Origin of the sequence: Kribbella sp. NPDC006257 (genome assembly GCF_040613535.1) — a bacterium.
Lineage (GTDB): Bacteria > Actinomycetota > Actinomycetes > Propionibacteriales > Kribbellaceae > Kribbella.
Genome location: NZ_JBEXSJ010000006.1, coordinates 178,935 through 202,855, shown reverse-complemented (window position 1 = coordinate 202,855; position 23,921 = coordinate 178,935). Strand labels below are relative to the sequence as shown.

Annotated in this window: 22 protein-coding genes; 12 read left to right on the top strand and 10 right to left on the bottom strand. The window is 67.8% G+C overall.

Annotated features, from left to right (window positions below; translation table 11 throughout):
• Nucleotide 1 precedes the first annotated feature (1 nt).
• From ABZ004_RS10210 to ABZ004_RS10200, 3 genes are all read left to right on the top strand, one after another.
• Nucleotides 2–2,824, top strand: coding sequence for a BTAD domain-containing putative transcriptional regulator (locus ABZ004_RS10210; RefSeq protein ID WP_355679467.1), 2,823 nt, complete (start codon nt 2–4; stop codon nt 2,822–2,824).
• A complete protein-coding gene (locus tag ABZ004_RS10205) occupies nt 2,821–3,624 on the top strand; it encodes an alpha/beta fold hydrolase (protein WP_355679466.1) in 804 nt (267 codons plus the stop codon). The genes ABZ004_RS10210 and ABZ004_RS10205 overlap by 4 nt, the downstream gene beginning before the upstream one ends.
• A gap of 69 nt (nt 3,625–3,693) precedes the next feature.
• Nucleotides 3,694–5,157, top strand: coding sequence for a glycosyltransferase 87 family protein (locus ABZ004_RS10200; protein ID WP_355679465.1), 1,464 nt, complete (start codon nt 3,694–3,696; stop codon nt 5,155–5,157).
• A gap of 56 nt (nt 5,158–5,213) precedes the next feature.
• On the opposite strand, the gene ABZ004_RS10195 is transcribed toward ABZ004_RS10200, so the two are convergent.
• Nucleotides 5,214–6,143, bottom strand: a complete 930-nt coding sequence (locus ABZ004_RS10195; RefSeq protein ID WP_355679464.1) for a threonine/serine dehydratase — start codon at nt 6,141–6,143, stop codon at nt 5,214–5,216.
• A 13-nt stretch (nt 6,144–6,156) separates the two neighbouring features.
• Nucleotides 6,157–6,795, bottom strand: a complete 639-nt coding sequence (locus ABZ004_RS10190) for a TetR/AcrR family transcriptional regulator (RefSeq protein ID WP_355679463.1) — start codon at nt 6,793–6,795, stop codon at nt 6,157–6,159.
• Nucleotides 6,796–6,883: 88 nt separating this feature from the next.
• Here ABZ004_RS10190 and ABZ004_RS10185 point away from each other — a divergent pair, with 88 nt between their 5' ends.
• A complete protein-coding gene (locus tag ABZ004_RS10185; RefSeq protein ID WP_355679462.1) occupies nt 6,884–8,332 on the top strand; it encodes an MFS transporter in 1,449 nt (482 codons plus the stop codon).
• Here the strand turns inward: ABZ004_RS10185 and ABZ004_RS10180 are convergent.
• From ABZ004_RS10180 to ABZ004_RS10160, 5 genes are all read right to left on the bottom strand, one after another.
• Complete coding sequence (locus ABZ004_RS10180) at nt 8,302–8,568, bottom strand: WhiB family transcriptional regulator (protein ID WP_355679461.1); 267 nt, start codon at nt 8,566–8,568, stop codon at nt 8,302–8,304. The genes ABZ004_RS10185 and ABZ004_RS10180 overlap by 31 nt on opposite strands.
• 75 nt (nt 8,569–8,643) lie before the next feature.
• Nucleotides 8,644–9,501, bottom strand: coding sequence for a hypothetical protein (locus ABZ004_RS10175; protein WP_355679460.1), 858 nt, complete (start codon nt 9,499–9,501; stop codon nt 8,644–8,646).
• A gap of 5 nt (nt 9,502–9,506) precedes the next feature.
• On the bottom strand, nt 9,507–10,883 hold the full coding sequence (locus ABZ004_RS10170; RefSeq protein ID WP_355679459.1) for a glycosyltransferase 87 family protein: 1,377 nt from the start codon (nt 10,881–10,883) through the stop codon (nt 9,507–9,509).
• Nucleotides 10,880–12,151, bottom strand: a complete 1,272-nt coding sequence (locus ABZ004_RS10165; protein ID WP_355679458.1) for a DUF2064 domain-containing protein — start codon at nt 12,149–12,151, stop codon at nt 10,880–10,882. Before ABZ004_RS10165 ends, ABZ004_RS10170 begins: the two co-directional genes overlap by 4 nt.
• The gene (locus ABZ004_RS10160) at nt 12,148–12,807 is read right to left on the bottom strand and encodes a glycosyltransferase family 2 protein (RefSeq protein ID WP_355679457.1); all 660 of its coding nucleotides are present in this window, start codon (nt 12,805–12,807) and stop codon (nt 12,148–12,150) included. The genes ABZ004_RS10165 and ABZ004_RS10160 overlap by 4 nt, the downstream gene beginning before the upstream one ends.
• A 123-nt stretch (nt 12,808–12,930) precedes the next feature.
• On the opposite strand from ABZ004_RS10160, the gene ABZ004_RS10155 reads away from it, so the two are divergent.
• Together ABZ004_RS10155 and ABZ004_RS10150 are read left to right on the top strand one after the other, a co-directional pair.
• The gene (locus ABZ004_RS10155) at nt 12,931–13,629 is read left to right on the top strand and encodes a response regulator transcription factor (RefSeq protein WP_355679456.1); all 699 of its coding nucleotides are present in this window, start codon (nt 12,931–12,933) and stop codon (nt 13,627–13,629) included.
• The gene (locus ABZ004_RS10150; RefSeq protein WP_355679455.1) at nt 13,626–14,786 is read left to right on the top strand and encodes a HAMP domain-containing sensor histidine kinase; all 1,161 of its coding nucleotides are present in this window, start codon (nt 13,626–13,628) and stop codon (nt 14,784–14,786) included. The genes ABZ004_RS10155 and ABZ004_RS10150 overlap by 4 nt, the downstream gene beginning before the upstream one ends.
• 55 nt (nt 14,787–14,841) lie before the next feature.
• Here ABZ004_RS10150 and ABZ004_RS10145 read toward each other — a convergent pair whose 3' ends face one another.
• Nucleotides 14,842–15,858 (bottom strand): NAD-dependent epimerase/dehydratase family protein, encoded by a 1,017-nt coding sequence (locus tag ABZ004_RS10145; RefSeq protein ID WP_355679454.1) that lies wholly within the window; start codon nt 15,856–15,858, stop codon nt 14,842–14,844.
• Nucleotides 15,855–16,655: an S-methyl-5'-thioadenosine phosphorylase gene (locus ABZ004_RS10140; protein WP_355679453.1), complete on the bottom strand. Its 801-nt coding sequence runs from the start codon at nt 16,653–16,655 to the stop codon at nt 15,855–15,857. Before ABZ004_RS10140 ends, ABZ004_RS10145 begins: the two co-directional genes overlap by 4 nt.
• Nucleotides 16,656–17,155: 500 nt before the next feature.
• On the opposite strand from ABZ004_RS10140, the gene ABZ004_RS10135 reads away from it, so the two are divergent.
• Complete coding sequence (locus tag ABZ004_RS10135) at nt 17,156–17,626, top strand: hypothetical protein (protein ID WP_355679452.1); 471 nt, start codon at nt 17,156–17,158, stop codon at nt 17,624–17,626.
• The gene (locus ABZ004_RS10130) at nt 17,626–18,606 is read left to right on the top strand and encodes an RNA polymerase subunit sigma-70 (protein ID WP_355679451.1); all 981 of its coding nucleotides are present in this window, start codon (nt 17,626–17,628) and stop codon (nt 18,604–18,606) included. The genes ABZ004_RS10135 and ABZ004_RS10130 overlap by 1 nt, the downstream gene beginning before the upstream one ends.
• Here ABZ004_RS10130 and ABZ004_RS10125 read toward each other — a convergent pair.
• Nucleotides 18,588–20,243 (bottom strand): bifunctional 3'-5' exonuclease/DNA polymerase, encoded by a 1,656-nt coding sequence (locus tag ABZ004_RS10125; protein WP_355679450.1) that lies wholly within the window; start codon nt 20,241–20,243, stop codon nt 18,588–18,590. The two genes, ABZ004_RS10130 and ABZ004_RS10125, sit on opposite strands and share 19 nt — an antisense overlap.
• A gap of 88 nt (nt 20,244–20,331) precedes the next feature.
• On the opposite strand from ABZ004_RS10125, the gene ABZ004_RS10120 reads away from it, so the two are divergent.
• From ABZ004_RS10120 to pdxT, 4 genes are all read left to right on the top strand, one after another.
• Nucleotides 20,332–21,687, top strand: coding sequence for a PLP-dependent aminotransferase family protein (locus tag ABZ004_RS10120; protein ID WP_355679449.1), 1,356 nt, complete (start codon nt 20,332–20,334; stop codon nt 21,685–21,687).
• A 133-nt stretch (nt 21,688–21,820) separates the two neighbouring features.
• A complete protein-coding gene (gene pdxS / locus ABZ004_RS10115; protein ID WP_355679526.1) occupies nt 21,821–22,723 on the top strand; it encodes a pyridoxal 5'-phosphate synthase lyase subunit PdxS in 903 nt (300 codons plus the stop codon).
• 34 nt (nt 22,724–22,757) lie between these two features.
• Nucleotides 22,758–23,312: a hypothetical protein gene (locus ABZ004_RS10110; protein WP_355679448.1), complete on the top strand. Its 555-nt coding sequence runs from the start codon at nt 22,758–22,760 to the stop codon at nt 23,310–23,312.
• Nucleotides 23,288–23,902, top strand: a complete 615-nt coding sequence (pdxT, locus tag ABZ004_RS10105) for a pyridoxal 5'-phosphate synthase glutaminase subunit PdxT (protein ID WP_355679447.1) — start codon at nt 23,288–23,290, stop codon at nt 23,900–23,902. The genes ABZ004_RS10110 and pdxT overlap by 25 nt, the downstream gene beginning before the upstream one ends.
• The last annotated feature ends 19 nt before the right edge of the window (nt 23,903–23,921 follow it).

The window sequence follows — 23,921 nt, the reverse complement described above, 5'->3', positions numbered from 1 at the left end:
GGTGTTGGTTTGCCGGGTTCTGGGGCCGGTTGAGGTTGTGGTCGACGGGGTCCTGGTTGATGTCGGCGGCGCGTTGCCGCGGCGGTTGCTGGCTGCCCTTGCGGTGGCGGGCGGGAAAGTGGTGCCCGACGATCGGCTCGTCGATGCGATGTGGGGGAGTGCACCGCCGCCGAAGCCTGCGATTGCCCTGCAGGCTTATGTTTCGCGGATTCGCACAACCCTGGGTCCGTATCGCGGCCGGCTGGAGCGCGACACGCTCGGATATCGGCTGACGCTTGATCAGCTCGACGCGCAGCAGTTCAGCGAGCTGGTCGAGGAGGCTCGTGCGCATCTCGCCAAGGAGCGGGCCGAACCGGCGTGCCGATTGTTGACAGAAGCAACCGGTTTGTGGCGGGGCGAGGCGTATCCGGAGCTGCCGGATGAGTATGTCGCTGCTGAGCGCGGGCGGCTCCATGAGTTGCGGGAGGCTGCTGCGGAGGATCTTGCGGCGGCTCGGTTGGCGAGCGGGGATGCGGTCGGGGCTGTTGTTCAGCTCGAGCAATTGGTTCGCGAGCAGCCGTTGCGCGAGCATCGGTGGGCGTTGCTGGTGCTAGGTCTCTATCGCAGCGATCGGCAAGGTGATGCGCTGGCGGCTCTGCGTCGCATCAGGAAGCTCCTCGCCGACGAGCTCGGCGTAGATCCAGGCACTGAACTCACCGAGATCGAGCGCCAGGTGCTGGCCCAGGACCCGCGCCTGCTACTCACCGAACCGCCACAGCTGGCAGCGCAGATCGTGCCGATCAGACGCCCGCTGACGTCGTTCCTAGGTCGGGAGATCGACCTCAAAACCCTGACAGAGCACCTCGCAGCACAACGCCTGATCAGCCTGATCGGCCCCGCCGGCGTAGGAAAGACAAGGCTGGCAATCGAGTACGCCGCCGGCGCCCCGGGGTCGGGTCGGCACGGCGCGGCCTCGTCCTCCGGCGCGAGCCAGGAGATTTGGTTTGCGCGGTTGGCTGATGTGCGGGAGTTCGGGGAGGTGGCGACTGCTGTTGCGGACGCCATGGGGTTGGTGGTGGTTGATGACGATCCGGCTGCCGCGGTGGTGGATGCGATCGGTGGCGGACCGGCGACTCTGGTGCTCGATAACTGCGAGCATGTGGTCGCGGCAGCGGCTGAGCTGGCTGATCAGCTCCTTCAGCGCTGTCCCCGATTGCGGATTCTCGTCACCAGCCGGGAGCCGCTCGGCGTCGAGGGCGAGGTCACCGTCCCGGTCGAACCATTGCCCTGGGCAACAGCAGTCGCGCTGCTCACCGACCGCGTGCGCTCGGTCCGGCCCGGCTGGGCACCCACGGACACCGACGAGAAGGCAGCACGCCAGATCGCGTCCAGGCTCGACGGTCTACCCCTTGCCATCGAACTCGCCGCCGCCCGGGCAAGAGTGCTCAGCCTCGCCGAGATCGCCGAACGGCTCGACGACCGGTTCGCCTTGCTTGGCAAGGTGCAGCACGGATCCCTGGCCGCGCACGAGACGCTCGACGCGGCCATCGGCTGGAGCGTCGACCTGCTGGCCGACCAGGATCGCCGGTTGCTGCTCAGGTTGTGGGCCTTCGAAGGTGGCTTCACCCTCGAAGCCGCCGAAACAGTCTCCCCGGATTCCGCAGGCCCTGAGGTGCTGGAGTCGCTGTCGGCCCTCGTCACCCGGTCCGTCGTCGTCGCGGACACCAGCGCCGAGCCGACGCGCTACCTGTTGCTGGAGAGCATTCGCGCCTACTGCCGCCGCCTCGACCGCGACCCCGCCGCGACCGCGGAGGGCCAAGCGAGCTGGGTCCGCCTACTGGCCGGCCGGTGCACCGAAGCCGTTCGCGGCCGCAAGGCCGGCTCGTTCATGCGGATGATGAGCCGTGAGCTGCCGAACTTTAGGGCCGGCTTCGCCCATGACCTCGAACACCACCCCGCGGCCGCCCTCGAAAGCGCGGTCGGCCTCGGCGTCTTCCTCTACCGCAGCCTCCATCACGGCGAGGCAGTAAAAGTCCTTCGTACTGCGCTAGCCGCCGCCCCGGACGCTCCCGTGCTCGACCGTGCCCGCGCCCTCAACTCACTGACAGCACTCAACTACTTCGCCGGCGACCTCGAGGCCGCCCGGGAACTCATCGACACCGTCTACCGGATGCTGGCGGAGCTCTCGGCCGACGACCACACACCGATCGAGTACGCGGAACTCTGCTTCTTCCTGGCCGTCGGCTGCGCGGTCACCGGTCAGACCGAGCGGACTCGTGAAGTGACAGGCAAAGTCATCCACCACGGCCGGGACGAACTGGAGAGCATGGTGCGAGCTGCTCGCTCGGTGCTCGGGGTCGCCATGCTGAAGGAGGCCGTGCGAACCGGAGATGAAGCGGGCATGGTCGCGCAGGTCGAGGCGCTGCAGTACAAGTTCAGCCGCGGCTGGGCCAGGGCGTGGCTGAACATCGCAGTAGCCGAGGTCTATCTCCGCTACCCGGCTCCCTTTCCCGACTCGGCGGAGAAGGCGCTGGCCGCAGTACGGAGTGCTGTGACCACGTTCCTCGCCCATGAGGACTACCCCTACACACTGAACGTTCTGCAAGTCGGTGCGCTCGCGCTGGATCGAGCGGGCCGGCCTGAAGACGCGGTGCGCCTGCTGGGCGCAGTACAGGCTCATGCACGTCGGTTGGGACTGCGGACGCCCGGTCTGCTCGAGCCGGAGCGGCCGTGGGTTGCGGAGGCGCTCGGTGAGCCTCCGGCAGAAGAGCTGTCCTGGCAGGGGATGGTCGCGTTGCTCGATGCAGGTGAAGTGCAAGCGGAGTCCAGCACTCTCGGACCGTGACTACTACGGCGTTCATGAGCGGTACCGAGGGCAAGAGGCTGGATCACGTACGACGTGGGCGGGGTGCGCCGCTGCTGTTGATCCAGGGCATGGCCGGGCATCACGAGATGTGGGGCGAGGAACTGCTCGGCGGGCTCGAGGGGGAGTTCGACATCGTCGCGTACGACCATCGGGGGATCGGACGGGGTGACCGGGCCGAGGGACCGTTCAGTACTGCGGACCTGGCGGACGACGCCGCCGCAGTGATCGCATCCGCGGGATGGGGGTCCGCGCACGTGGTCGGCATCTCGCTGGGCGGGATGGTGGCGCAGGAGCTGACCCTGCGCTACCCAGAGCTGGTCAGGACGCTCACCATTGGTGCTAGTACAGCGGGCGGCAGTGAGGGGCTGATCTCGGAGACCTCGCGGCGAATGGTCGACGCCTGGGCGACCAGAGACGTGGAACACTCGAGCCGGACCGGCTTCGAGGCCAACCTCTCCCGCCGGTACGCCGAACAGGTGCCCGGGGCGTTCGAGGTGTACCGCAGTCGCAGCCTCGCCGTGAAGGTGCCCGTCCCGGTGATCCTGCTGCAGTGGGAGGCAGCACTCGCGCACGACGCTGCTGACCGGGTGGGAAGCATCACCGTGCCGACCCAGATCCTGCACGGCACCGCGGACGCCGGGATCCCGGTGCTGAATGCCCACCAGCTCAGCCGGCTGCTGCCTGCCGCAAGACTCGAACTCTTCGAGGGCGCGGGCCACCTGTTCTGGTGGGAGGACCCCGCCCGCGCCGTCGAGCTCATCCGGTCCCACGCGCGGTAGAGCCGGGGTCACACCAGTCGGTGTCGTTCCTGGGTACCCTGGCGACCGCCGCTGACCGGATAGGAGACGATGTCCACCGTGACCTCACGACGTACCCAGGACTCTCAGCAACGGCCGGCGCCGACCGAGGTCGATCCGGCCGTCGCGAGTCTGAGTGTGAGCCTCGGTGGTGCAGCCGGCCGGTTCGCGCGGCTCGGCGGCTCCTGGTGGACGCCGCTGCGGATCGCGCTGGCGGTCTGCACGATCACCTTCGCGCTCGGCGTACTGCAGAAGGCGCCCTGTATGTCGAACGGCTGGGACCGGCAGGACTGGCGGCCGTTCAAGGCGCTCTGCTACTCCGACATCGGCTACCTCTACCAGGAGCGTGGCTTCGCCGAGGGCAACCGGCCGTTCCTCGACACCGGTAACTACCCGGTGCTGGAGTACCCGGTGCTCACCGGCGGCTTCATGGAGGTCGCCGCGAAGATCACCTGGCAGATCACCGGTGATCCGAAGAAGGACCTCACCCCTGAGCAGAAGCGCGACACCGCCGGCGTCTTCTTCGTCGTCAACGTCGTGCTGCTGTTCCTCTGCACCTTGCTCCTGGTCGGCCTGACGGTCGCCACCGCGCGCGGAGTAGCATCACGCCCCGGCGCGGCCCGTGGGCAACCACTCGACGCCCTGTACGTCGCGGCCGCGCCCGTGCTGGCCTTCACCTCGACGATCAACTGGGACCTGTTCGCGGTCGTCCTGACCGCGGGAGCGATGTTCGCGTGGTCGCGCGGTAAGCCGATCTGGTTCGGCGTCCTGCTCGGCCTCGGTACGGCGGCGAAGTTCTACCCGTTCCTGCTGCTCGGTCCACTGTTGATCGTCTGCATCCGGGGTCGCAAGCTGTGGCCCTGGTTCCAGGCGACGGTCGCCGCGATCTTCGCGTGGGGTCTGGTGAACGCGCCGATCTACCTGCTGGCCAAGAACGAGTGGATGTCGTTCTGGGTCTTCAACGACGAGCGTGAGAGCGACTACGGCTCGATCTGGTACGTGCTGAAGCTGGCCAAACACGAGGTCACCGACGTCAATCAGCTGAACATCGTCATCTTCGCCGGGCTCTGTCTGTCGATCGCGATCCTCGGGATGATGGCGCCAAGACCACCACGCTTCGCACAGCTGGCGTTCCTTGTGGTTGCTGCGTTCCTGTTGGTCAACAAGGTCTACTCGCCGCAGTACGTGCTGTGGCTGTTGCCGCTGGTCGCGCTGGCTCGGCCGAGGCTGCGCGACTGGTTGATCTGGCAGGCGTGCGAGTGCTTCTACTGGATGATGGTCTGGCTCCATCTGGCGCAGTTCCTGGCGCCCGGGCAGCCGGATGCGCCGGACAAGATCTACTGGTTCGCGGTGATCCTGCGGATGGCGGGGACGCTATGGCTGATGCTCGTGGTCAGCCGCGACATCCTGCTCCCGGAGAACGATCCAGTGCGCCAGGGAGACCTGGTCGACGACCCGAGCGACGGCGTACCGTCCGGTCTCACTCCTCGGCAGCTGGACCCAGCGCACGCTTAAAGCCAAGAAAAACAAGGGAAGGAAGGCGAAGGGGAGGGGTTAGATCCAGCGCACGCCTAAAGCTTCAGTTTTGCCACGTCGAGGTTGCCGCCGCTGATGACCGCGGCGGTCAACCCGCGCAGTTCGACCTTGCCTTCCAGGAGGGCGGCGAAGGGTGCGGCGGCGGCTGGTTCGAGTGCGAGTTTGGTGCGAGACATCACCAGCCGGGTCGCCTCGATCAGGGCGTCCTCGCTCACCCGGACCACCTGGTCGACGTACTGCTGGATGATCGCGAAGTTGTGCGTCCCGCAGACCGGCGCCGCCAGTCCGTCCGCGACCGACTTCGCCGTCGGCAGCTTCTGCGGCTGGCCGGCTTCGAGGCTCCGGCTGACCACATCCGCACCCGAAGGCTCGATCCCGATTACCCGGATCGCGGGCTTGATGAGCTTGATTCCCAGCGCGACACCGGAGATGAGCCCGCCGCCACCGACCGGAACGAGCACGGTGTCGAGATCGGGCCGATCGGCCAGCAGTTCCAGGGCGAGACTGGCATGCCCGGTGATCACATCCAGGTCGTCGAACGGGTGCACGCCGGTCAGCTTGCGCTCGTCCCGGATCGACTCGTACGCCGCGATCAGGTCGCCGTCGACCAGTTCGACCTGGGCGCCGTACGCGCGAGCAGCGTCGATCTTGGCCGGTACTGCGGTCTTGGCCATCACCACGGTCGCCGGTACGCCGGCGTCGCGGGCCGCCCAGGCGAGTGCGCCCGCCGCGTTCCCGGCCGAGACGGTGATCACGCCGCGACCGCGTTCGTCAGGGCTCAACCCGAGCGTCTTGTGGAGCAAACCGCGCACCTTGAAGCTGCCCGTCTTCTGGAACAACTCGGCCTTGAGAGTCAGCTGGGCATTGAAGAATTCGTCCAAGGCGGACGACTCGAGCATCGGCGTACGGTGAATGCGTCCGTGCAGTCCGTCGGCGGCCTGGCGGATGTCCTCGAGGTTCGGCATAAGCCGACCTTAATCAAGTGCTGTACGGCGCGAGGTAGAGCCCGGCGATGGCGTCGATCAGGCCGGTCGCCACGTCCTGCCAGGTGGCCCGGGGGACTGGCGTTCCGTCGGCCAGCCCGCGTTCCTGCTCGGCGAGCAGGTGCACCATCAGCAGCCGCATCATCTGGCTGCGTTCCTGCCGGACCTCGATCGGCAGCTCGGGCAGGCTGCCCAGCAGGCCGTCGACGATCTGCCGCAGTGCCGGCGAGCTGAGCGACTCGGCGCCCATGATCGCGCGCAACTCCGGATCGGTCATCACCTGCGCGCCGAACCGGGCGAACCAGGTCGGGTTGCCGAGGCCGGCCAGATATTCGGTCTGCGGGCGGACCAGGCAGCTGACCCAGTCGCGCACCGTCGGCTCGTCGCCGAGTTCGGCCAGCATCCGCCGCCGGATCTCCTCAACCGGTGCTGCGTGCTTCTGCAGGATCGCGCGGATCAGATCGGTCTTGGTGCCGAAGTGGTAGCCGACCGCGGTGTTGTTGCCCTGCCCGGCGGCCTCGCTGATCTGCCGGTTGGAGACCGCGAACACACCGTGCTCGGCGAACAGCCGCTCGGCCGTGGTCAGGATCAGTTCGCGGGTCGCGGTGACCCGCTCGGTCCGGGCGGTCTTCATACGCCTAGTTTGCCATCGACTTGTTTTAAGTCAACTGACTGACTTAAGCTCGACGGCATCTGCCCGTTCCCCTGCCGGAGGTCTTTCCGTGTCCGCTGCTGTCTCTGAACCTGGACCGGCGCCGCGCGCCGGTGCCGTTGTGGCGGTGCTCGCCTTCGGCGGCATCGTGGTCTCGCTGATGCAGACCTTGGTGATTCCCCTGGTCCCCGAGCTGCCGAAGCTCGTGCACGCCTCACCGTCCGGTACGGCGTGGGCGATCACGGCGACCCTGCTCGCGGCCGCGGTCGCCGTACCGGTGATCGGCCGGCTCGGTGACATGTACGGCAAACGCCGGATGCTGATCGTCAGCCTGGTGCTGCTGGTGTCCGGGTCTGTCGTCGCCGCGCTGAGCAACTCGCTCGAGCCGCTGATCGTCGGCCGGATCCTGCAAGGACTCGCTTCCGGCGTCATTCCGCTGGGCATCAGCATCATGCGCGACGAACTGCCCGCGGAGCGACTCGGCTCGGCGACCGCGCAGATGAGCGCCTCCCTCGGCGTCGGCGGCGCGCTCGGGCTGCCCGCGGCTGCACTGCTCGCCGACCAGTTCAACTGGCATGTGCTGTTCTGGGTGTCCGCCGGACTCGGTGTCCTGGTGCTCGGCCTGGTGCTCAGCTTCGTGCCGGAATCTTCGGTCCGCACCGGCGGTCGCTTCGATCTGGTCGGTGCTGCTGGGCTCTCCGTGGGGCTGATCTGCTTGCTGCTCGCGATCTCCAAGGGCGGCACCTGGGGCTGGGGCAGTGGCCGGACCCTCGGGTTGTTCGGGGTGGCCGTGGTCGTGCTGGTGGTGTGGGGCTGGTTCGAGAGCCGGACCAAGCAACCGCTGGTCGACCTCCGGACCACGGCGCGGCCGCAGGTCCTCTTCACCAATCTGGCGTCGATCGTGCTCGGCTTCGCGATGTTCGCGATGTCGCTGGCGCTGCCGACCCTGCTGCAGCTGCCGAAGATCACCGGCTACGGATTGGGCCGATCAATGCTGGTCGCAGGTCTGGTGATGGCGCCGTCGGGCCTGGTGATGATGGCCACCGCGCCGCTGTCCGCCGCGATCTCCAAGGCCAAGGGACCGAAGGTGACGCTGATGATCGGCGCGCTCGTGATCGCTGTCGGGTACGTCGTCGGCCTGGTCCTGATGTCGGCCGTCTGGGAGCTGGTACTCGTCTCGGCCCTGATCGGAGCCGGCATCGGCTTCGCGTACGGCGCGATGCCGGCCCTCATCATGGGTGCCGTGCCGATCTCGGAGACCGCGGCCGCGAACAGCCTGAACTCCTTGATGCGGTCGATCGGTACGTCGATCTCCAGCGCGGTCGCCGGTGTCGTCCTCGCCCAGCTGACCGTCAACCTCGGCCCCATCAGCGTCCCGTCGCAGAACGCCTTCCGGGTGATCCTGGGAATCGGTGCGGGGGCGGCCGTGGTGGCGTTCCTGGTCGCGGCCGCGATCCCGGCACGGCGTACCGAGGTCGCCCTCGAGCCTCAGCTGGCGGCGGCCTCCAAAGTGGGGTGACCGCGACGGCGGCCGTAGAGGAGCTTCTCGCCGGCCGCCGTACCGGTGAACTTGGTCCTGCTGGCCCATTCGCGGCATTCCGCCAGCACGGGGCATTGGGTCAGGCAGCGTTCGCGCGCCTTCCGCTGCTCCCAGGCACTGGCGGTTTCGTCGTACGCGGGACCCTGGCCGACACACGCGGCACGGCTCATCCACTGGTCGGCGGGGTCTGCGATCACAGTCAGCGTCGGCCTCATAACGCTGACGGTATGCGCGTTCCGGTGGTCGTGGGGTCGCGTCTTACTATATGAGAGTAATCCTACTGAATTACCTCACTTAGTTCGGTTCGCCACTGCTTCGGCGAAGCGGGTGGCGGCCGGTGCGTGGTGCGGGAGAAAGAGATAGGGCTCGATGAGTTCGAGCTCCATCAGCAGGAAACGGCCGGCCGCGACCACGCCGTCGACGCGGGCATAGACCGGCGGGGTCCGGCTGTCGAGGGCGGACAGGACCGCGTCAGCAGCAGCCCGTACGGCGGGCGCCGGGTCGGCCGGCGTCGACGTACCACCGAAGTCGTCCTGCACCCGGAAGTCACCGTCGGCCGGACGCTTCAGGGCCGCGTGGCTGAACTCGCCGTCGAAGTAGATCAGCGACCACTCGCCCTCGGACTGGATCTCCGGCAGGAACGGCTGCACCAGGTAGACCGCGTCCGGCAGCTCGTCGATCTGCCGACTGAGCTCCTCGGAGCCCGCCAAACCACGGACGGTGTTGTACGCCGTGGCGCTGACCGTCGGCTTGATGACGACCTCCTGGCCGTCGAGCCCGGCGACCACCTCGCGCAGGCAGGCACCGGCCGCCACCTGGGACGGCACGATCGCGACGCCGCGCTCCCGGAGCTCCAGCAGATGCCGCTTGTCGCCGTTCCAGCGGACCAGCTCACTGTCGTTGAGGACCGGTACGCCGGCCTTGTCGAGCTGGCCGAGCCACTCGGTGAACTCCAGGTACCGGGTGTGGTAGTCCCAGACCGAGCGGAGCAGCACCGCGTCGTAGGCCGACCAGTCAACCGACGGGTCGGTCCACACCTCGGCGACCGGGTCGAGCCCTGCGGCCCGGAGCGCAGCCACGAGCGGCAGGTCGTCCTGGTGCAGGTCCGCGTGGTCGGCAGAGTTGGCGAGAGCGATGCGTGTAGTCACGTCGTTCAGTGTCGGAGCGCTTCGGCCGGGACGTCAAACTGCCGTCCGGCGTCCGAGCGGTGACGCAGCGTGATGGTGGTGACGACGATGGCGGCGGCCGCGAGGTACGCCAGGCCCTGTTCGTGCTCGTGCCCGAAGCTGGCGTAGGCGATGTAGGCGGCGACCGGCACGGCCAGCCACTCGAGGCGGCCGGCGAGGACCGCCAGGGCGATCAGGGGCAGTCCGTACCACGGGTAGGTGGGCGTGGTGATCAGCAGCGCGGCGCCGTACAGCCAGCAGCAGGTGACCGCGATCGGCTCGCGTCCGTGCTGGTGGAGGGCAAGTATGGCCAGGGTCACGGCCAGTACGCCGGCGGCGAGCTGGCGGGCCTCAGGAGGTAACACCAGCGCGAGAATCGCCGATCTGGAGCTGCCGTCGGAGAAGCCTTCTTGGGTGAGGTAGCCGGGGAGGAACCCGATCACCAGGGTGCCGGCGGCGAGTAGGTGCGGTACGTACGACGCCACGAAGGCGCCGACGGCAACCAACGGTGTACGGAGGTGCCGCCGTCCGGTGAAAGTAGGGATTAGTAGTAGCGGGAGAAGTTTGACACTGGCGGCGGCGCCGAGTAGTAGGCCGGCGATGATCGGCTTGCGAGCTGCGGCGATCACTGCGGCAACGATGAGGAGTGCTGCGAGGACGTCGAGGTGGGCGGCGCTACCGGCTTCCAAGGTGACGATCGGTGACCAACCCCACATGGCCGCCCAGCGTGGATCACGCCCGCGACGGCGGAGCTCCACAGCGAGTAGCGCCGTGAGTACTACGGCTAGCAAGGCGGCGGCGACCTGGAGTCCTAGGGTGCCTGCTCCGCGTGGGGTGAGGAGTGCGACTGCGGTGAAGTACGCCTGGGCGACGGGTGGGTAGATGGTCGGCACGCGTGGTCGATTGATCTTGGTACGCGGGTCGTCTTCGGACAGTGCCGACAGGGCTGCTGGGTCGTGGGGGACTCGCGGTGGGCCGGTGACGCCTGACTTGTCTGTGGGAGAGAGGCCGGGGAAGAGCACTGGGTCGCGGAGCCTGGCCAGCGCGTCGTCTAGCGGAACATGCGAGTAGGGCGAGCTTCCGGAGAGCTGGACTCGGCCGTCCCAGACGTAGCGGTAGGCGTCGGTGCTGGTGATCGGTGCCGTGGTCAGGCCGGGTAGCTGGCAGAGGGCCGCGAACGCTACGACTGTGAGGACCGCACGGTTGCCTTCCGGATGTGTTGTGATTCGCCAGATCAGTGCAGCGACTACAGCGAAGGCCGTGATCAGGACTACGTTCTGCCACCAGTTGGCGGACTCCGCAGCGATCACCCCGGCGCTGGCGGCGACCGCTACCAGCCCACCCGCTGCCAGCCTGCCGGTCATCCGTTGGCTGCCGAGAGGACGCTGGTGCTGCAGCGGCGGAAGGTGAGGAAGGCGCGGCCGTCGGCACGCCAGTCCTCGGTGGCGAGGAGATCTGCGGCACTCGCGTACCGGAGCACGGCACGGCTTCCTACTCTTGCCCAGGGCAACGGGTAGGAGCGGCGGCTCGCACTGCGCAGGACGATGGGCGCCGGGTCGTCCAGGTTGTCGTCCGGATCGACCTCGACCAGTACCAGGCCGTCTGGCCGGACCAGCTCGGCACAGCGCCGCAGTAGCGCTTCGGGTGCGCCGCCGATGCCGATGTTGCCGTCCATCAGCAGGACACTGCCCCAGCGGCCCTCGCCCGGTAGTGGTTCCTGCACTGGTCGCTTGAGAGCTGGGGCGCCTCGTTCGTTGGTCAGCATCACTGCTTGGGCGGAGATGTCTACGCCAAGTGCTGGAATGCCTCGCTCGGCCAGTGCGGTGACGATGCGGCCGGGACCGCAGCCGATGTCCAGCACTGGTCCCTCGCAGCGACTCAGCGCCAGGTGGTCCACTGCGTCCGCCGGTGCCTGCCAGCGGTCCACCTCCGACAAGGATGTCACTGTGCGGCCGTCGGTGCCGATAGCAACGACCGGTGCACCTTCCAGTGCCTTCTCGAACAGCAGGGACGGGTGGGCTGCGTGCTGGAGCTTCCGGTGGAGTCGGGAGGTTCGTAGCGCCGGGTACATCATCGCCAGGGCTGCTGCGTCAGCTGGTGTATCCATGTCACGCAGGGTCGGCAGGAGAAGGACCTTGTAGCCGAGCGACTGCAGTCGGGTGAGCTGGTCTTTGCCGGTGTGCTCGGTGGACATCGGTACGCCTACTAGTGCCCGGCGGTCGGGCTGCTGGAGCCCGAGACACCAGTAGCCGCCGTCCTCGGTCAGACCGAGCACAGCGTCGTACTGGGACCAGTCGGCTTGTAGCAACGCCGGGGTGACCTGCGGGGTGTCCATGCCGATCAGGAGCATCGGCGTACCGGCGTACGCGTCCTCGAAAGCGGCAGCTAGTCGTTCGTCCAGGCCGTCGCCTCTTTGCGGTACTACGGTGAACCCGGGCCACGTGCCGGTATCCCCTTCCAGCGCGAGAACCCTCCGGCGTACGTCCGTCGCTCGTACTGCGGCCAGCGTGTCGCCCAGGGACGCCCGGGCGAGCGCAGCCGCCTCCGCTGGGTTGAACTCGGTCTGCAGACGTGTCTTGACCCGGCCCGGTACCGGTTCCTTCGCGATGACGATCAGCGTCTCGGCGGTCATCGGCTCAGCACCTTCGTCATGTCCAGGACGGCCCGCGCAGCGCCCAACGGCGTACCGGTGACCTTGGAGCGGCCTGAGCGAGGCAGGTAGTCGACCTCAACCTCGGAGATGCGCCAGCCGGCGTCGGCGGCGCGCACCACAGTCTCCAGTGGGTAGCCGGAGCGTCGGTCTTGCAGGTTGAGAGCGAGCAGAGCCTCACGGTGTGCAGCCCGCATCGGTCCGAGGTCCCGCAGCCGTACGCCTGTACGCCGCCTGATCCTTCTCGACAGTTCCGCGTTGGCGAGCCTTAGATGCCAGGGCCACGCGCCGCGGGAGACAGGTTTGCGGCGACCGAGCATGAGCTCCACCCGCCCGGCCAGGACCGGTGCGGTGACACGCACGAGCTGCTGTGGGTCCAGCGAGGCGTCTGCATCGAGGAAGGCGACGACGTCTGCCTTCGCAGCCTCCAGGCCGGCATGGCAAGCAGCGCCGTACCCGCGGACCTCGCAGTTGATCACTGTTGCCCCTAGCCCCGCCGCGATCTCCGGTGAGCCGTCAGTGGAGCCGTTGTCGACGACAACCGCCCGTACGCCGGCAGGGAGCCGCCCGAGCACCCAGGGCAGGGCAGCGGCTTCGTTCAGGCACGGGAGGATGAGGTCGACTTGTACTGACGGCACTCTTCGACGGTAGGGAAATTCCGGGTCCTACTGGGCCGGAACGCGACTACGGCTCGCTTACGGCAGCTCATCGGTTGCTCCTGCATGGCGTTCGGCTGCAGCCGGAAGATCTAGGCTCAGAGCGTGGCTACTCGCGTACTTGTGGTGGACGACGACCCGACGGTGTCGAACGTGGTCTCGGCGTACCTGACCAAAGCCGGGTACGAGGCCCGCGTGGTCGCCGACGGAGTCCTGGCGCTCGAGGTCTGGCAGCAGTGGAAGCCGTCGGTCGTAGTACTGGACGTGATGCTGCCTGGTCTGTCCGGGTTGGACGTGCTGCGCCGGATGCGTGCGGCCGACGACAGTGCCGCCGTGATCATGCTGTCGGCCCGGGGCGAGGAGGAGGACCGCCTGGTGGGGCTGGAGGTCGGTGCCGACGACTACGTCGTGAAGCCGTTCAGTCCGCGCGAGCTGACGCTGCGGGTGCAGGCGATGCTGCGCCGGGAGGAACGCCTTGGCGGCGTGGACCTCACGCCGACCAAGCTGACCGGCGGACCGATCACTGTCGACACAGCAGCCCGTACTGCGTTCTTGGCGGACGCTGAGCTGTTGCTGACGCACCGTGAGTTCGACCTGCTTGCCTTCCTCGTCGCGCATCCCGGCAAGGCCTACACGAAGGCGGAGTTGCTCCGTCGTGTGTGGGGCTGGGACTTCGGCGACTCCTCGACGGTGACCGTCCACGTCCGCCGGCTGCGGGAGAAGATCGAGGTGGACCCGTCCGATCCGCAGCTGGTGCTGACGGTGCCGCGGACGGGCTACCGGTTCGTGGGGGAGGCCTCGTGAACCACGACACGATGAAGATCCTCGCCCTGACAACGCTGTGGACGCTGGCGGTCGCGGCGGTAGGTGGCGGGATCCTCTGGCAGTTCCGCCGGCGCTCGCTGCGGATCACGATGATGGTGGTCGGTCTCGTGCCGATGGCGGCGGCCTTGGCAGCGATCCTGCAGAGCGTGCGGGCGATGTTCATCTCGCAGCACGACTCGCTGGTGGTGCTGTGGACCCTGGCGTTCTCGGCGCTGCTCGGGCTCGCGATGTCGGTGCTGCTCGGCCACTGGATCACCGCGGGCTCTCGCGACGTCGGGCTGCGCTTGCGGCACCTCGGCACGTCGTACGAGCCTGCTGTGGTTGGCAACCGGGGCAGCGTGCCGCTGGAGCTTGCGGCGCTGACGGATGAGCTGGAGATGACGCGGAAGAAGCTGGCCGCCTCGTCCGAACGTGAACGTGCGCTGGAGACGAGCCGGCGGGAGCTGGTCGCATTCATGTCCCACGACCTCCGTACGCCGCTCGCAGGGTTGCGGGCCGTTTCCGAGGGGTTGGAGGACGGGGTGATCGAGGATGTGCCTGGTGCTTTGCGGCAGATGCGGGCGACTGTCGATCGGATGACCGGGCTGGTGGATGACCTGTTCGAGCTGTCGCGGTTGTCGGCCGCTCCGCCGCCGCGGCGACGCTCAGCGGTGAGCCTGCGCGAGCTGGCCGAGGATGTGGCGGGGGAGACCTGTGAGCACGCGCGGTCCGAGGGCGTGAAGTTGGTGGTGGACGCGCCGGACGATGACGACCGACTCGCGGTACACGGCGACGCGGATGAGCTGACCCGGGCCGTGACGAACCTGGTCGGCAACGCGATCCGCCACACCGAACGCGGCGGCACCGTGCGGTTGGCCGTCGACCGCGAGTCCGACGGCCGGGTCCGGCTGGCCGTGACCGATGGCTGCGGCGGCATCCCCGACGACGACCTGGAACGCGTGTTCGACATCGGCTGGCGCGGCGACGAACAACGCACCCCCGCCAACAGCGCGGCCAGCAGCAGCGGCGGCGGCTTGGGGCTGGCCATCGCCCGAGGCGTCGTCGAATCCCACGAAGGCACCATCGCCGTCACCAACGTCACCGGCGGCTGCGCCTTCCAAATAGCCCTACCCCCAGTCCCCGCCACCACCGCCTGACGAAGGAGCTTACGTCCGAAGAACCGGAGGGACGTGCAGTCCACTTCTTAGGACGTTAGCTCTTCAGGAGATCGGCGACGCCTGTCTTCAGGTCGTAGTCCGGCTTCCAGTGGAGGGTTTGGCGGAGGCGTTCGGATGAGGCGGTGATGTGGCGGACGTCGCCTAGGCGGTAGGCGCCGGTGGTGACTGGTGGGGGACCGCCGTAGGCGCGGGAGAGTTCTTCTGCGAGATCGCCGATGGTGCGGACGGTGCCGCTGCCGACGTTGAAGGCGGCGAATTGGTCGTCCAAGGGAGCGGTGGCTGCACAGACCGCGGTGGCGACGTCGCGGACGTGGACGAAGTCGCGGCGCTGGCGGCCGTCCTCGAACACCCGTGGCGCCTCGCCCCGCTCCAACGCCGAGCGGAAGAGCGCCGCAACCCCGGCGTACGGCGTATTGCGCGGCATCCCCGGTCCGTACACGTTGTGGAACCGCATCGCCGCGACCCGCCCGCCGGTCTCCCGAGCCCACGCCGACGCCAGGTGCTCGCCGTTGAGCTTGGTGGCGGCATAGGTGTTCCGGGGATCGGTCGGCGCACTCTCATCGACCAGCCCAGGACGCAGCGGTTCGCCGCACAAGGGACAGGGCGGCTCGAACTGGCCTTTGTCCAGATCCTCGATGCGACGTGGACCCGGACTGACCTTCCCGTGCCGGTCGCATTCATAGTGGCCTTCGCCGTACACGACCATCGAACTCGCAGAAACCAGGTGACGCACCTTCCGCCGACCCATCGCGCGCAGCAACACCGCCGTACCGAGACTGTTGCTGCTGACGTAGTCGTCCATGTCGTCGAGATCCACCCCCAGCCCGACCTTGGCCGCGAGGTGGATCACCGTGTCTACTCCGGTGAGCGACTGGTCGACCACCGAGGCGTCGCGAATGTCTCCGACGATCAGGTTGCTGACCTTCGGCTTCTGGTGATGGACGTCCGGGCGGAGTGAGTCGAGGACGACCACCTCGTGGCCCTCGGCAATCAACTGCCGGTGGACGTGCCGCCCGATGAACCCGGCGCCGCCGGTGAGCAGGATCTTCACCAGAGCTCCGCCGCGGCCGTACCGTCCAGCGAATGCCGGCAACTGCAGTCCTCATCGGCCTTGGGCAACTTGCCGATCACCTCGGCCAGCAACACCTTGAGCCGCTCGATACTTCGCCCGAACACCGCGAACACCTCAGCCTCGGTAACACCGTCACCAGTTGAGATCCCCGCATCGTGATCAGTCACCACCGCCACCGAGGTGTAGCAAAGCGCCAGCTCCCGAGCGATCGCCGCCTCCGGTGCGCCAGTCATCCCCACAACCGACCAGCCCTGCGCGGCATGCCACCGCGACTCAGCCCTGGTCGAGAACCTGGGTCCGTTGATCACCACCATCGTTCCACCGTCCACGGTTTTCGACGTGACTTGGTTGCTGCTGGCAATGACAGTGGCCCGGCCGATCGCGCAGTACGGGTCGGCGGGGGAGACGTGGACAACCGGACGACCATCGGCGTACACGGTGTGTTCCCGGCCCCACGTGCGGTCGACGAACTGGTCGGGGACTACGAAGGTGCCCGGGGTGAGCTCCGGTTTGAGCGAGCCGACCGCGCAGGGAGCGAGGACCTGGCGTACGCCGAGTTCATGGAGGGCCCAGAGATTCGCGCGATAATTCACCTGGTGCGGCGGGAAGCGGTGATCCGCCCCGTGCCGCGGGATGAACGCGACCTCGCGACCGTTCACCTCGCCCACCACCGGCGATTCGCTAGGCCGCCCGAACGGCGTATCCACCTCGACCGCGTGCGCTTTTGAGCTGAACGTGTAGAACCCGGACCCACCGATCACACCGATTTCCGCCATACCTCCGACCCTAGAATCCGATTCCGCCCCGACTACCCGATCCACCCCAACCGACACCCCCCCTTAACCACCGCCCACCGCCGCCTCACCCCCTCCCCTGCGGGTTCGCCCCCTGCTATAGAAGGGGGCGAACCCGCAAACGAGGAGCGAACCCGCAAACGAGCCCGCAAACGAGGGGCGAACGAGGGGCGAACCCGCAGACGAGGGGCGAACCCGCAGACGAGGAGCGAACCCCGAAACCTGGGGCACCCCCGTGGGCCGCGCCTGAAAGATGCGGTCGGCGGCAATGGATTGCCGTCAGCACTCCGTAATCGCCGGCGAAAAGGGGGCTTACCTCCGCCAGTGCGGGTTCGCCCCCTGCTATAGGAGGGGCGAACCCGCAAACGAGGAGCGAACCCCGAAACCTGGGCATCCCCCGTGGGCGCAGTCGGCGCATTCGGTGGGGGCGGAGGGCGGGTCGGGGGTGTGGATGGTCGAATGTGGGGGTGCAGGCTCCTTGGGTGTTGGTTGTGGTGGGGGGTGTGCTGTTGTTGCTGGGCGCCTACATGAGCTGGACTGCTGGGCGACTAGATCGACTGCATCACCGCGTGGCGACCGCTAGAGCTTCGCTGGAGACGGAGCTGGCGCGGAGGTCAGCGCTGGTGGCAGAGCTGGCCAGTAGTGGAGTGCTCGACCCGGCCTCCTCGCTGCTTCTCCTGGACGCAGCCCACCGAGCACGCACGGCTGAGCCCGAGGACCGCGAGCAGTGTGAGTCCGCGCTGAGCAGGGCAATCGCTGCGACTGGTACCGATGTCGAGCCCTGGGCGGTCGAGCTGGGCGTCGCCATGCGGCGAGTGCAGATGGCCCGGCGGTTCCACAACGACATAGTGGTGTCGACGCGAGACCTGCGGACCAGGCGACTGGTGACCTGGTTCCGGTTGGCCGGGCACGCGCCGATGCCGTGCACGATCGAACTGGAGGACGGCAGCTGATGACCGAGGACGACTTCACCGAGCAGGTGGAGCTCTACCGGCATGAGCTGCGCGTGCACTGCTACCGGATGCTCGGCTCGTACGACGAGGCGGAGGACCTGGTGCAGGAGACCTTCCTGCGCGCCTGGCGTCGGCGTACCGACTTCGAAGGCCGGTCGAGCTTCCGCGCCTGGCTGTACAAGATCGCCACCAACGCCTGCATCGACGAGACCCGCCGCCCCCAGCGGGTCCTCCCTTATCAGCTGGAGGCCGCGTCCTTCCCAACTGAGCTGATCCCCGCACGCAACGACCTGCCTTGGCTTCAACCCTTCCCGGACGTACTGCTCGACAGGACTCAAGAACCGGACGCAGAGCTCGTACGGCGCGAGACGATCGAGCTGGCCTTCCTGGTAGCCATCCAGCATCTTCCTGCGCGGCAGCGCGCAGTACTGATCTTCCGCGACGTCCTCGGCTGGACAGCGAAAGAGACAGCCGAAGCAACAGAGCTGAGTGTGGCCGCGGTGAACAGTGCACTGCAAAGAGCCCGGCCGGTACTCCGTGCCCAGCTGCCCGCTCGCCGTACGGACTGGGCGCCGACGCAGGACCCATCGGTTGCTGAGAAGGCCCTGCTGGCGAAGTACATGGATGCGTGGGAGCGTGCGGACCCGGCTGCGATCGCCGCGCTCATGCACGAGGATGTGCGGATCACCATGCCGCCGTACCCATTCTGGTTCTCCGGTCGCTCCGACGCCTACCGCATCACCGCAGCGAACCTGGACCCTTCCGGCGCCGCCTACCGCGGCCACTGGCGGTTCATCCCGACCGGCATCAACCGCCAACCGGCGCTCGCCGCCTATCTCCGGACGCCAACCGACACCATCTACCGCCCCTTCGGTGTCGACGTCTTCCGCATCGAGGAGGGCCTGATCGCCGAGATGACTGCCTTCGACCTCATGGACTTCGAACGCCTAGGTCTACCCGCCTACTTGGCGTCGGCGTAGCACTCGACGATGGCGGTGTCGAAGGGGAACCGGGTCGGCGTCTCGCCGAAGGTGATCCGGCCGGCCAGGTCGCTCGCGTCCTGGATCGCGGCCGCGACCTGCTCGGCCTCGTCGGCGGGACAGTGGACGATCACCTCGTCGTGCTGGAAGAACACCAGCTCGGCCTTCCACGGCGCGATCGTCTGCCGGAGCGCCGCCATCATCAGCAACGCCCAGTCGGCCGCGCTGCCCTGGACCACGAAGTTCCTGGTGAACCGCCCGCGGGCACGCGCCTGCCGACTGTCCTTCTGCGGCTCGTCAGCAGGCGGACCTTCCAGCATCGCCGCGTCGATCGGAGCCCCGTCGGGCGGGCAGGTCCGCCCGAGCCAGGTCCGCACCAGCTTCCCCTCCTCGCCGGCCCGCGCCGCGTCATCCACATAAGCGACCGCCTTCGGGAACCGCTTCCGCAACGCGGCAAGATTCTGCAACCCATCACCCGAGGTCTGCCCGTAAACAGCACCCAGTACGGCGAGTTTGGCCATCGCCCGATCACCCGAGAACGCCTTGTCCGACACGGCTTTGTAGAGGTCTCCCGCGCTTCCCGCGACCTCCATCAGCCCAGGATCACGTGAGATCGCGGCCAGCACCCGCGGCTCCATCTGCGCTGCGTCAGCCACGACCAGCCGCCAGCCGGGATCGGCCACGACTGCCCGGCGGATCACCTTGGGGATCTGCAGCCCGCCACCGCCGTTCGTGATCCATCGTCCGGAGACCGTGCCGCCGGGAACGAAACCGGGCCGGAAGCGACCGTCATGCACCCAGTCGTTGAGCCAGGTCCAGCCGTTCGCGGTGTAGATCCGGTAGAGCTTCTTGTACTCGATCAGTGGCTCGACGGCCGGGTGATCGATCGTCTGCAGCTCCCACCGACGAGTCGTCTTCAACTGGTGCCCTGCCTGCTTGAACGCCTTCAGCACGTCGGCCGGCAGGTCGGGTCGCACGCGTCGCCCGAACGCGGCCGACACCTGGTCGGCAAGCTCGGTCAACCGCCGCGGCTCACCACCACCCGCGAACCGCTCGCCGAGCAACTCGCTCAGCAGCGCCCGATGAGCCTCCGCGCTCCAGGGCAACCCGGCGCGGTCCATCTCGGCCGCGACCAGCCAGCCGGACGACTCCGACGCGGTGAGCAGCCGCATCCGGTCCGGGTGCTCGGTCTTCTGGTGGCGCCGCAGCTGGTCGGCGTACACCCGGAGCAGGGCCTCGAACGACACCGGCTCGGCCTGGATCTCGAACAACGACGACTGCTCGCCCGGATCGACGCCCCGCAACGGCGGATCGGGTGGCACCGGACCACCGGTCAACCGCGCCCACGCAGCCGCGGCCGAATGTGGCTCGCCCAAGCGACCCTCGTGCCCGAGCAGCAACGTCTCACTGTTCTCGATGTCGTAGCAACGCTCGACCCGTACGCCGGACGCCAGCAACCGGGGGTAGATCTCCGCACTCGATCTCCACACCCACCTGCTGACCTGGGGCCGGCTCGCAACGGCCTCGGCAAGGCTCGGCTCGTGCAGCACCTCACCGGCAGGCTGACCGTCCGGATGCAGGGCGACGAGAACCGCCCCGCCACCCTCCTCCGGCGCAATCGCCCACCGCTCGTCCATACCCCAGATCCTCACACCCTCCACCGACATTTCTCCTACCGTCCGCCTGGACAGGAGCTTGGTAGTCCAGTGATGTCAGACTGGACTTATGTGGCGGGGGAGTGATCTGGATCCGGCGGACGGGACCAAGACCGAGCAGGTCGAGGCGCTGGTGCTGCGCCGGATCGAGCGGGGTGACCTGTCGATCGGCTCGCGGCTGCCGTCCGAGCGGGTGCTGTCGGAGCGTCTCGGGCTCAGCCGGGTGACCGTAGTACGGGCTCTGGATCAGTTGCGAGCTGACGGCGTACTGGAAACCAAGCGGGGCTCTGGAACGCATGTGCGGCCGCTGGATCGCCTGCTCGACCCGATCGCTCCGGTGTCGACTGTCACTGCAGGAGACCAGCCGATGCTGGACCTGCGTTTCGCCACTACCGCTGCTCCGCACGACGTCGCTGAAGTCGTAGCGCAGTTCGTAACCGGGGGGCTCCCGCAGGCAATGGGCGGGGACGGCCCTCCGTCAGGTGGCTCAGTAGAACTCCGTACGGCGTTAGCCGAGCGCCTCACGAAGGAAGGTGTGCCCACAGAGCCTGGCCAGCTGACACTCACCGTCGGAGCCGCAGCCGGGTTGAATGCAGCGCTCGCCGGGCTGGACCTGGGACCAGGTGTCGCGATCACCGAGTCTCCGACGTACCCAGCAGCCTTTGACCTGTTGCGAAAGCACCGGCTGGACGTAGTGGGCTGGCCAGCTGGCGTGTGGGACACGGATCAGCTCGCGCACCTCTGCCGACGCCACAAGCCGAAGGTGATCTACCTACAGGCCGACAACCACAACCCAACCGGCTTGAGCCTGCCTGCGGATCGCCGTACTGCTGTAGTCGAGATCGCCCGTCGGTACGACGCTGCGCTGATCAGCGACGAGACCATGCGGCCGCTCTGGTTGGCCAGTGGCGACCAGCCAGAGCCACTGAGCCGCTACCCACGCACTGTGAGCGTCGGGTCGCTCAGCAAGACCGTGTGGGGTGGACTACGCGTCGGTTGGGTCCGGACCGGGCGGCAGCTACGCAGGCGCATCAACACGTCCGCACAGCTCAGCGTGGTTTCGCCTAGCGCGCTGGATGACCTGCTAGCTCAGGAGATCCTCGGCAGGTTGGACGGGGTGCTTTCCCGGCGTAAGAAGCGGCTGCGTGGCAACCTGCAGGCGCTGGAGACCGGGCTGAAGGCGCTCGACGGAGTTGCCTGGACTACGCCGACCGGTGGGATGACGCTGTGGCTGGAGCTGACCGAGGTCCGGGCCCGGCGAGTGCTGGAGGCTGCGCGGGACCAGGGGTTGCTGCTCGGTGCCGGGGATCTCTTCACCCCGGACGGGACCGACCGGCGGCATATCCGGATCCCGTTCACCGCGACGCCGGGCACGCTGCGGCTGGTGGCGAGCCGGCTCGGTTCTGCGCTCGAGCAGGCTCGCTGACCATCAGTCCACTTGTGACCAGTCCACTTGCTCTGTGACTGGCATCAGTCCAGTTGATCTGGGGTGGACTGACAAACGCCTGCTTCGGCGGCCTAGGCTTGGCTGCGTGACGAGCCGCGAGCAGGAGGATGCAGTGACCGAGACCCAGAACAGCCCGCAGACCGGTACCGCGAAGGTGAAGCGGGGCATGGCCGAGATGCTCAAGGGCGGCGTGATCATGGACGTGGTCACCGCCGACCAGGCGAAGATCGCCGAGGACGCCGGCGCCGTCGCGGTGATGGCGCTCGAGCGGGTCCCGGCCGACATCCGCGCCCAGGGCGGCGTCTCCCGGATGAGCGACCCGGACATGATCGACTCGATCATCAACGCGGTCTCGATCCCGGTGATGGCCAAGGCCCGGATCGGTCACTTCGTCGAGGCGCAGGTGCTGCAGAGCCTCGGTGTCGACTACATCGACGAGTCCGAGGTGCTCACCCCGGCCGACTACGCCAACCACATCGACAAGTGGAACTTCACCGTTCCGTTCGTCTGTGGCGCGACCAACCTCGGCGAGGCGTTGCGCCGGATCACCGAGGGTGCGGCGATGATCCGCTCCAAGGGCGAGGCCGGTACCGGTGACGTCTCCAACGCGACCACCCACATGCGCCAGATCCGCCAGCAGCTCCGCCACCTGCAGAACCTGCCCGAGGACGAGCTGTTCGTCGCGGCGAAGGAGCTGCAGGCGCCGTACGAGCTGGTCAAGGAGGTCGCCGAGCTCGGCAAGCTTCCGGTGGTGCTGTTCACCGCCGGCGGGATCGCCACCCCGGCCGACGCCGCGATGATGATGCAGCTCGGCGCCGAGGGTGTCTTCGTCGGCTCCGGCATCTTCAAGTCCGGCAACCCGGCCCAGCGCGCCGAGGCGATCGTCAAGGCCACCACCTTCTACGACGACCCGGACGTCCTCGCCAAGGTCTCCCGCGGCCTCGGCGAAGCCATGGTCGGCATCAACGTCGACGAGATCCCCCAACCCCACCGCCTCGCCGAGCGCGGCTGGTGATCCAGGCCCGGACGGTGCGCTCGGCGGTGCTGCGGTGAGCGGGCTCGGCGAGCGGACCGGGCGGGAGCTGCGCGGTCTCGCTCGGGTTCTGGTGCGGTCGGGGTACGCCGATCGCACCGCGGTGACGGCTGCGTTGACTGAGGCTGTGCAGGAAGACGCCCCTTCCGCGGATCCGTCCGTGCTCGTCCCGCAGTTGATCGACGAGGTTATGCAAGCGTTGGGTGAGGACGCGAAGGGCTGGCCGACGGAGACCGACCCTGAGCGGCTGGACGCAGTACTGGCTGAGCTGGAGGCGCTCGGCGTCGTGGTGGTTCGGTACTGCGCCGATCATCACGAGGCGCGCAAAGCACTCGAGGCGGCGGCGGATCCGAAGGGGCTGGTGTTCTTCACCGACACCGATGTCTGGCATGCGGTCGACTTCGGGATGCTCGAGCTGAAGGTCTGGCACCCGGACACCGCCAACGTCGCACCAGGCGAGCCTTTGCTGGACGACGTACTGGCTCTGCTTCATGAACGTGACCTCCCCGCGGTCTTCGACGAGGGCCGCATCGAGGTCTCACTGCAATGGCATCGGAGGGTTCGGTTGTGACTGTGATCGGCGTGTTCGCCTTGCAGGGAAACGTGCGTGAGCACTTGCAGATGCTGGCCCAGGTCGGCGTCGAGGCCCGCCCGGTACGCCGTTCGTCGGAGCTGGCCGAGGTCGACGGGCTCGTCCTGCCCGGCGGCGAGTCCACCACGATGGACAAGCTGGCCCGCTCGTTCGAGCTGTTCGAGCCGCTGCAGAAGCGGATCGCGGACGGGATGCCGACGTTCGGGACCTGCGCCGGGATGATCATGCTGGCGAACGAGATCACCGGCGGGATCGAGGGCCAGGAGACACTCGGCGGCCTCGACGTGACGGTCCGGCGGAATGCCTTCGGGCGGCAGGTGCACTCGTTCGAGGCGGACCTGGAGTTCGCGGCGTTCGACACGCCGTACCACGCGGTGTTCATCCGGGCACCCTGGGTCGAACGGGTCGGCCGGGAGGTCGAAGTACTGTCCACCGTGAGCTCTGGACCGGCCGCGGGTAGGATCGTGGCGGTTCGCCACGATCGGCTGCTGGCCACTTCGTTCCACCCCGAGATGACGGGTGACGCCCGGCTGCACGGTTACTTCGCCGATCTGGTGCGCGACCTTTAGTCAGCAGCAAGCGGTAGAA

Excerpts from the sequence above, each read along its gene's own strand:
- ABZ004_RS10190 (WP_355679463.1), bottom strand. The coding sequence starts at position 6,795 with ATGAAGACCGCCCGGACCGAGCGGGTCACCGCGACCCGCGAACTGATC.
- pdxT (WP_355679447.1), top strand. The coding sequence starts at position 23,288 with ATGGCATCGGAGGGTTCGGTTGTGACTGTGATCGGCGTGTTCGCCTTG.
- ABZ004_RS10125 (WP_355679450.1), bottom strand. The coding sequence starts at position 20,243 with ATGGACGAGCGGTGGGCGATTGCGCCGGAGGAGGGTGGCGGGGCGGTT.
- ABZ004_RS10200 (WP_355679465.1), top strand. The coding sequence starts at position 3,694 with ATGTCCACCGTGACCTCACGACGTACCCAGGACTCTCAGCAACGGCCG.
- ABZ004_RS10180 (WP_355679461.1), bottom strand. The coding sequence starts at position 8,568 with ATGAGGCCGACGCTGACTGTGATCGCAGACCCCGCCGACCAGTGGATG.
- ABZ004_RS10195 (WP_355679464.1), bottom strand. The coding sequence starts at position 6,143 with ATGCCGAACCTCGAGGACATCCGCCAGGCCGCCGACGGACTGCACGGA.
- ABZ004_RS10170 (WP_355679459.1), bottom strand. The coding sequence starts at position 10,883 with ATGACCGGCAGGCTGGCAGCGGGTGGGCTGGTAGCGGTCGCCGCCAGC.
- ABZ004_RS10120 (WP_355679449.1), top strand. The coding sequence starts at position 20,332 with ATGTGGCGGGGGAGTGATCTGGATCCGGCGGACGGGACCAAGACCGAG.
- ABZ004_RS10140 (WP_355679453.1), bottom strand. The coding sequence starts at position 16,655 with ATGGCGGAAATCGGTGTGATCGGTGGGTCCGGGTTCTACACGTTCAGC.
- ABZ004_RS10165 (WP_355679458.1), bottom strand. The coding sequence starts at position 12,151 with ATGACCGCCGAGACGCTGATCGTCATCGCGAAGGAACCGGTACCGGGC.
- ABZ004_RS10130 (WP_355679451.1), top strand. The coding sequence starts at position 17,626 with ATGACCGAGGACGACTTCACCGAGCAGGTGGAGCTCTACCGGCATGAG.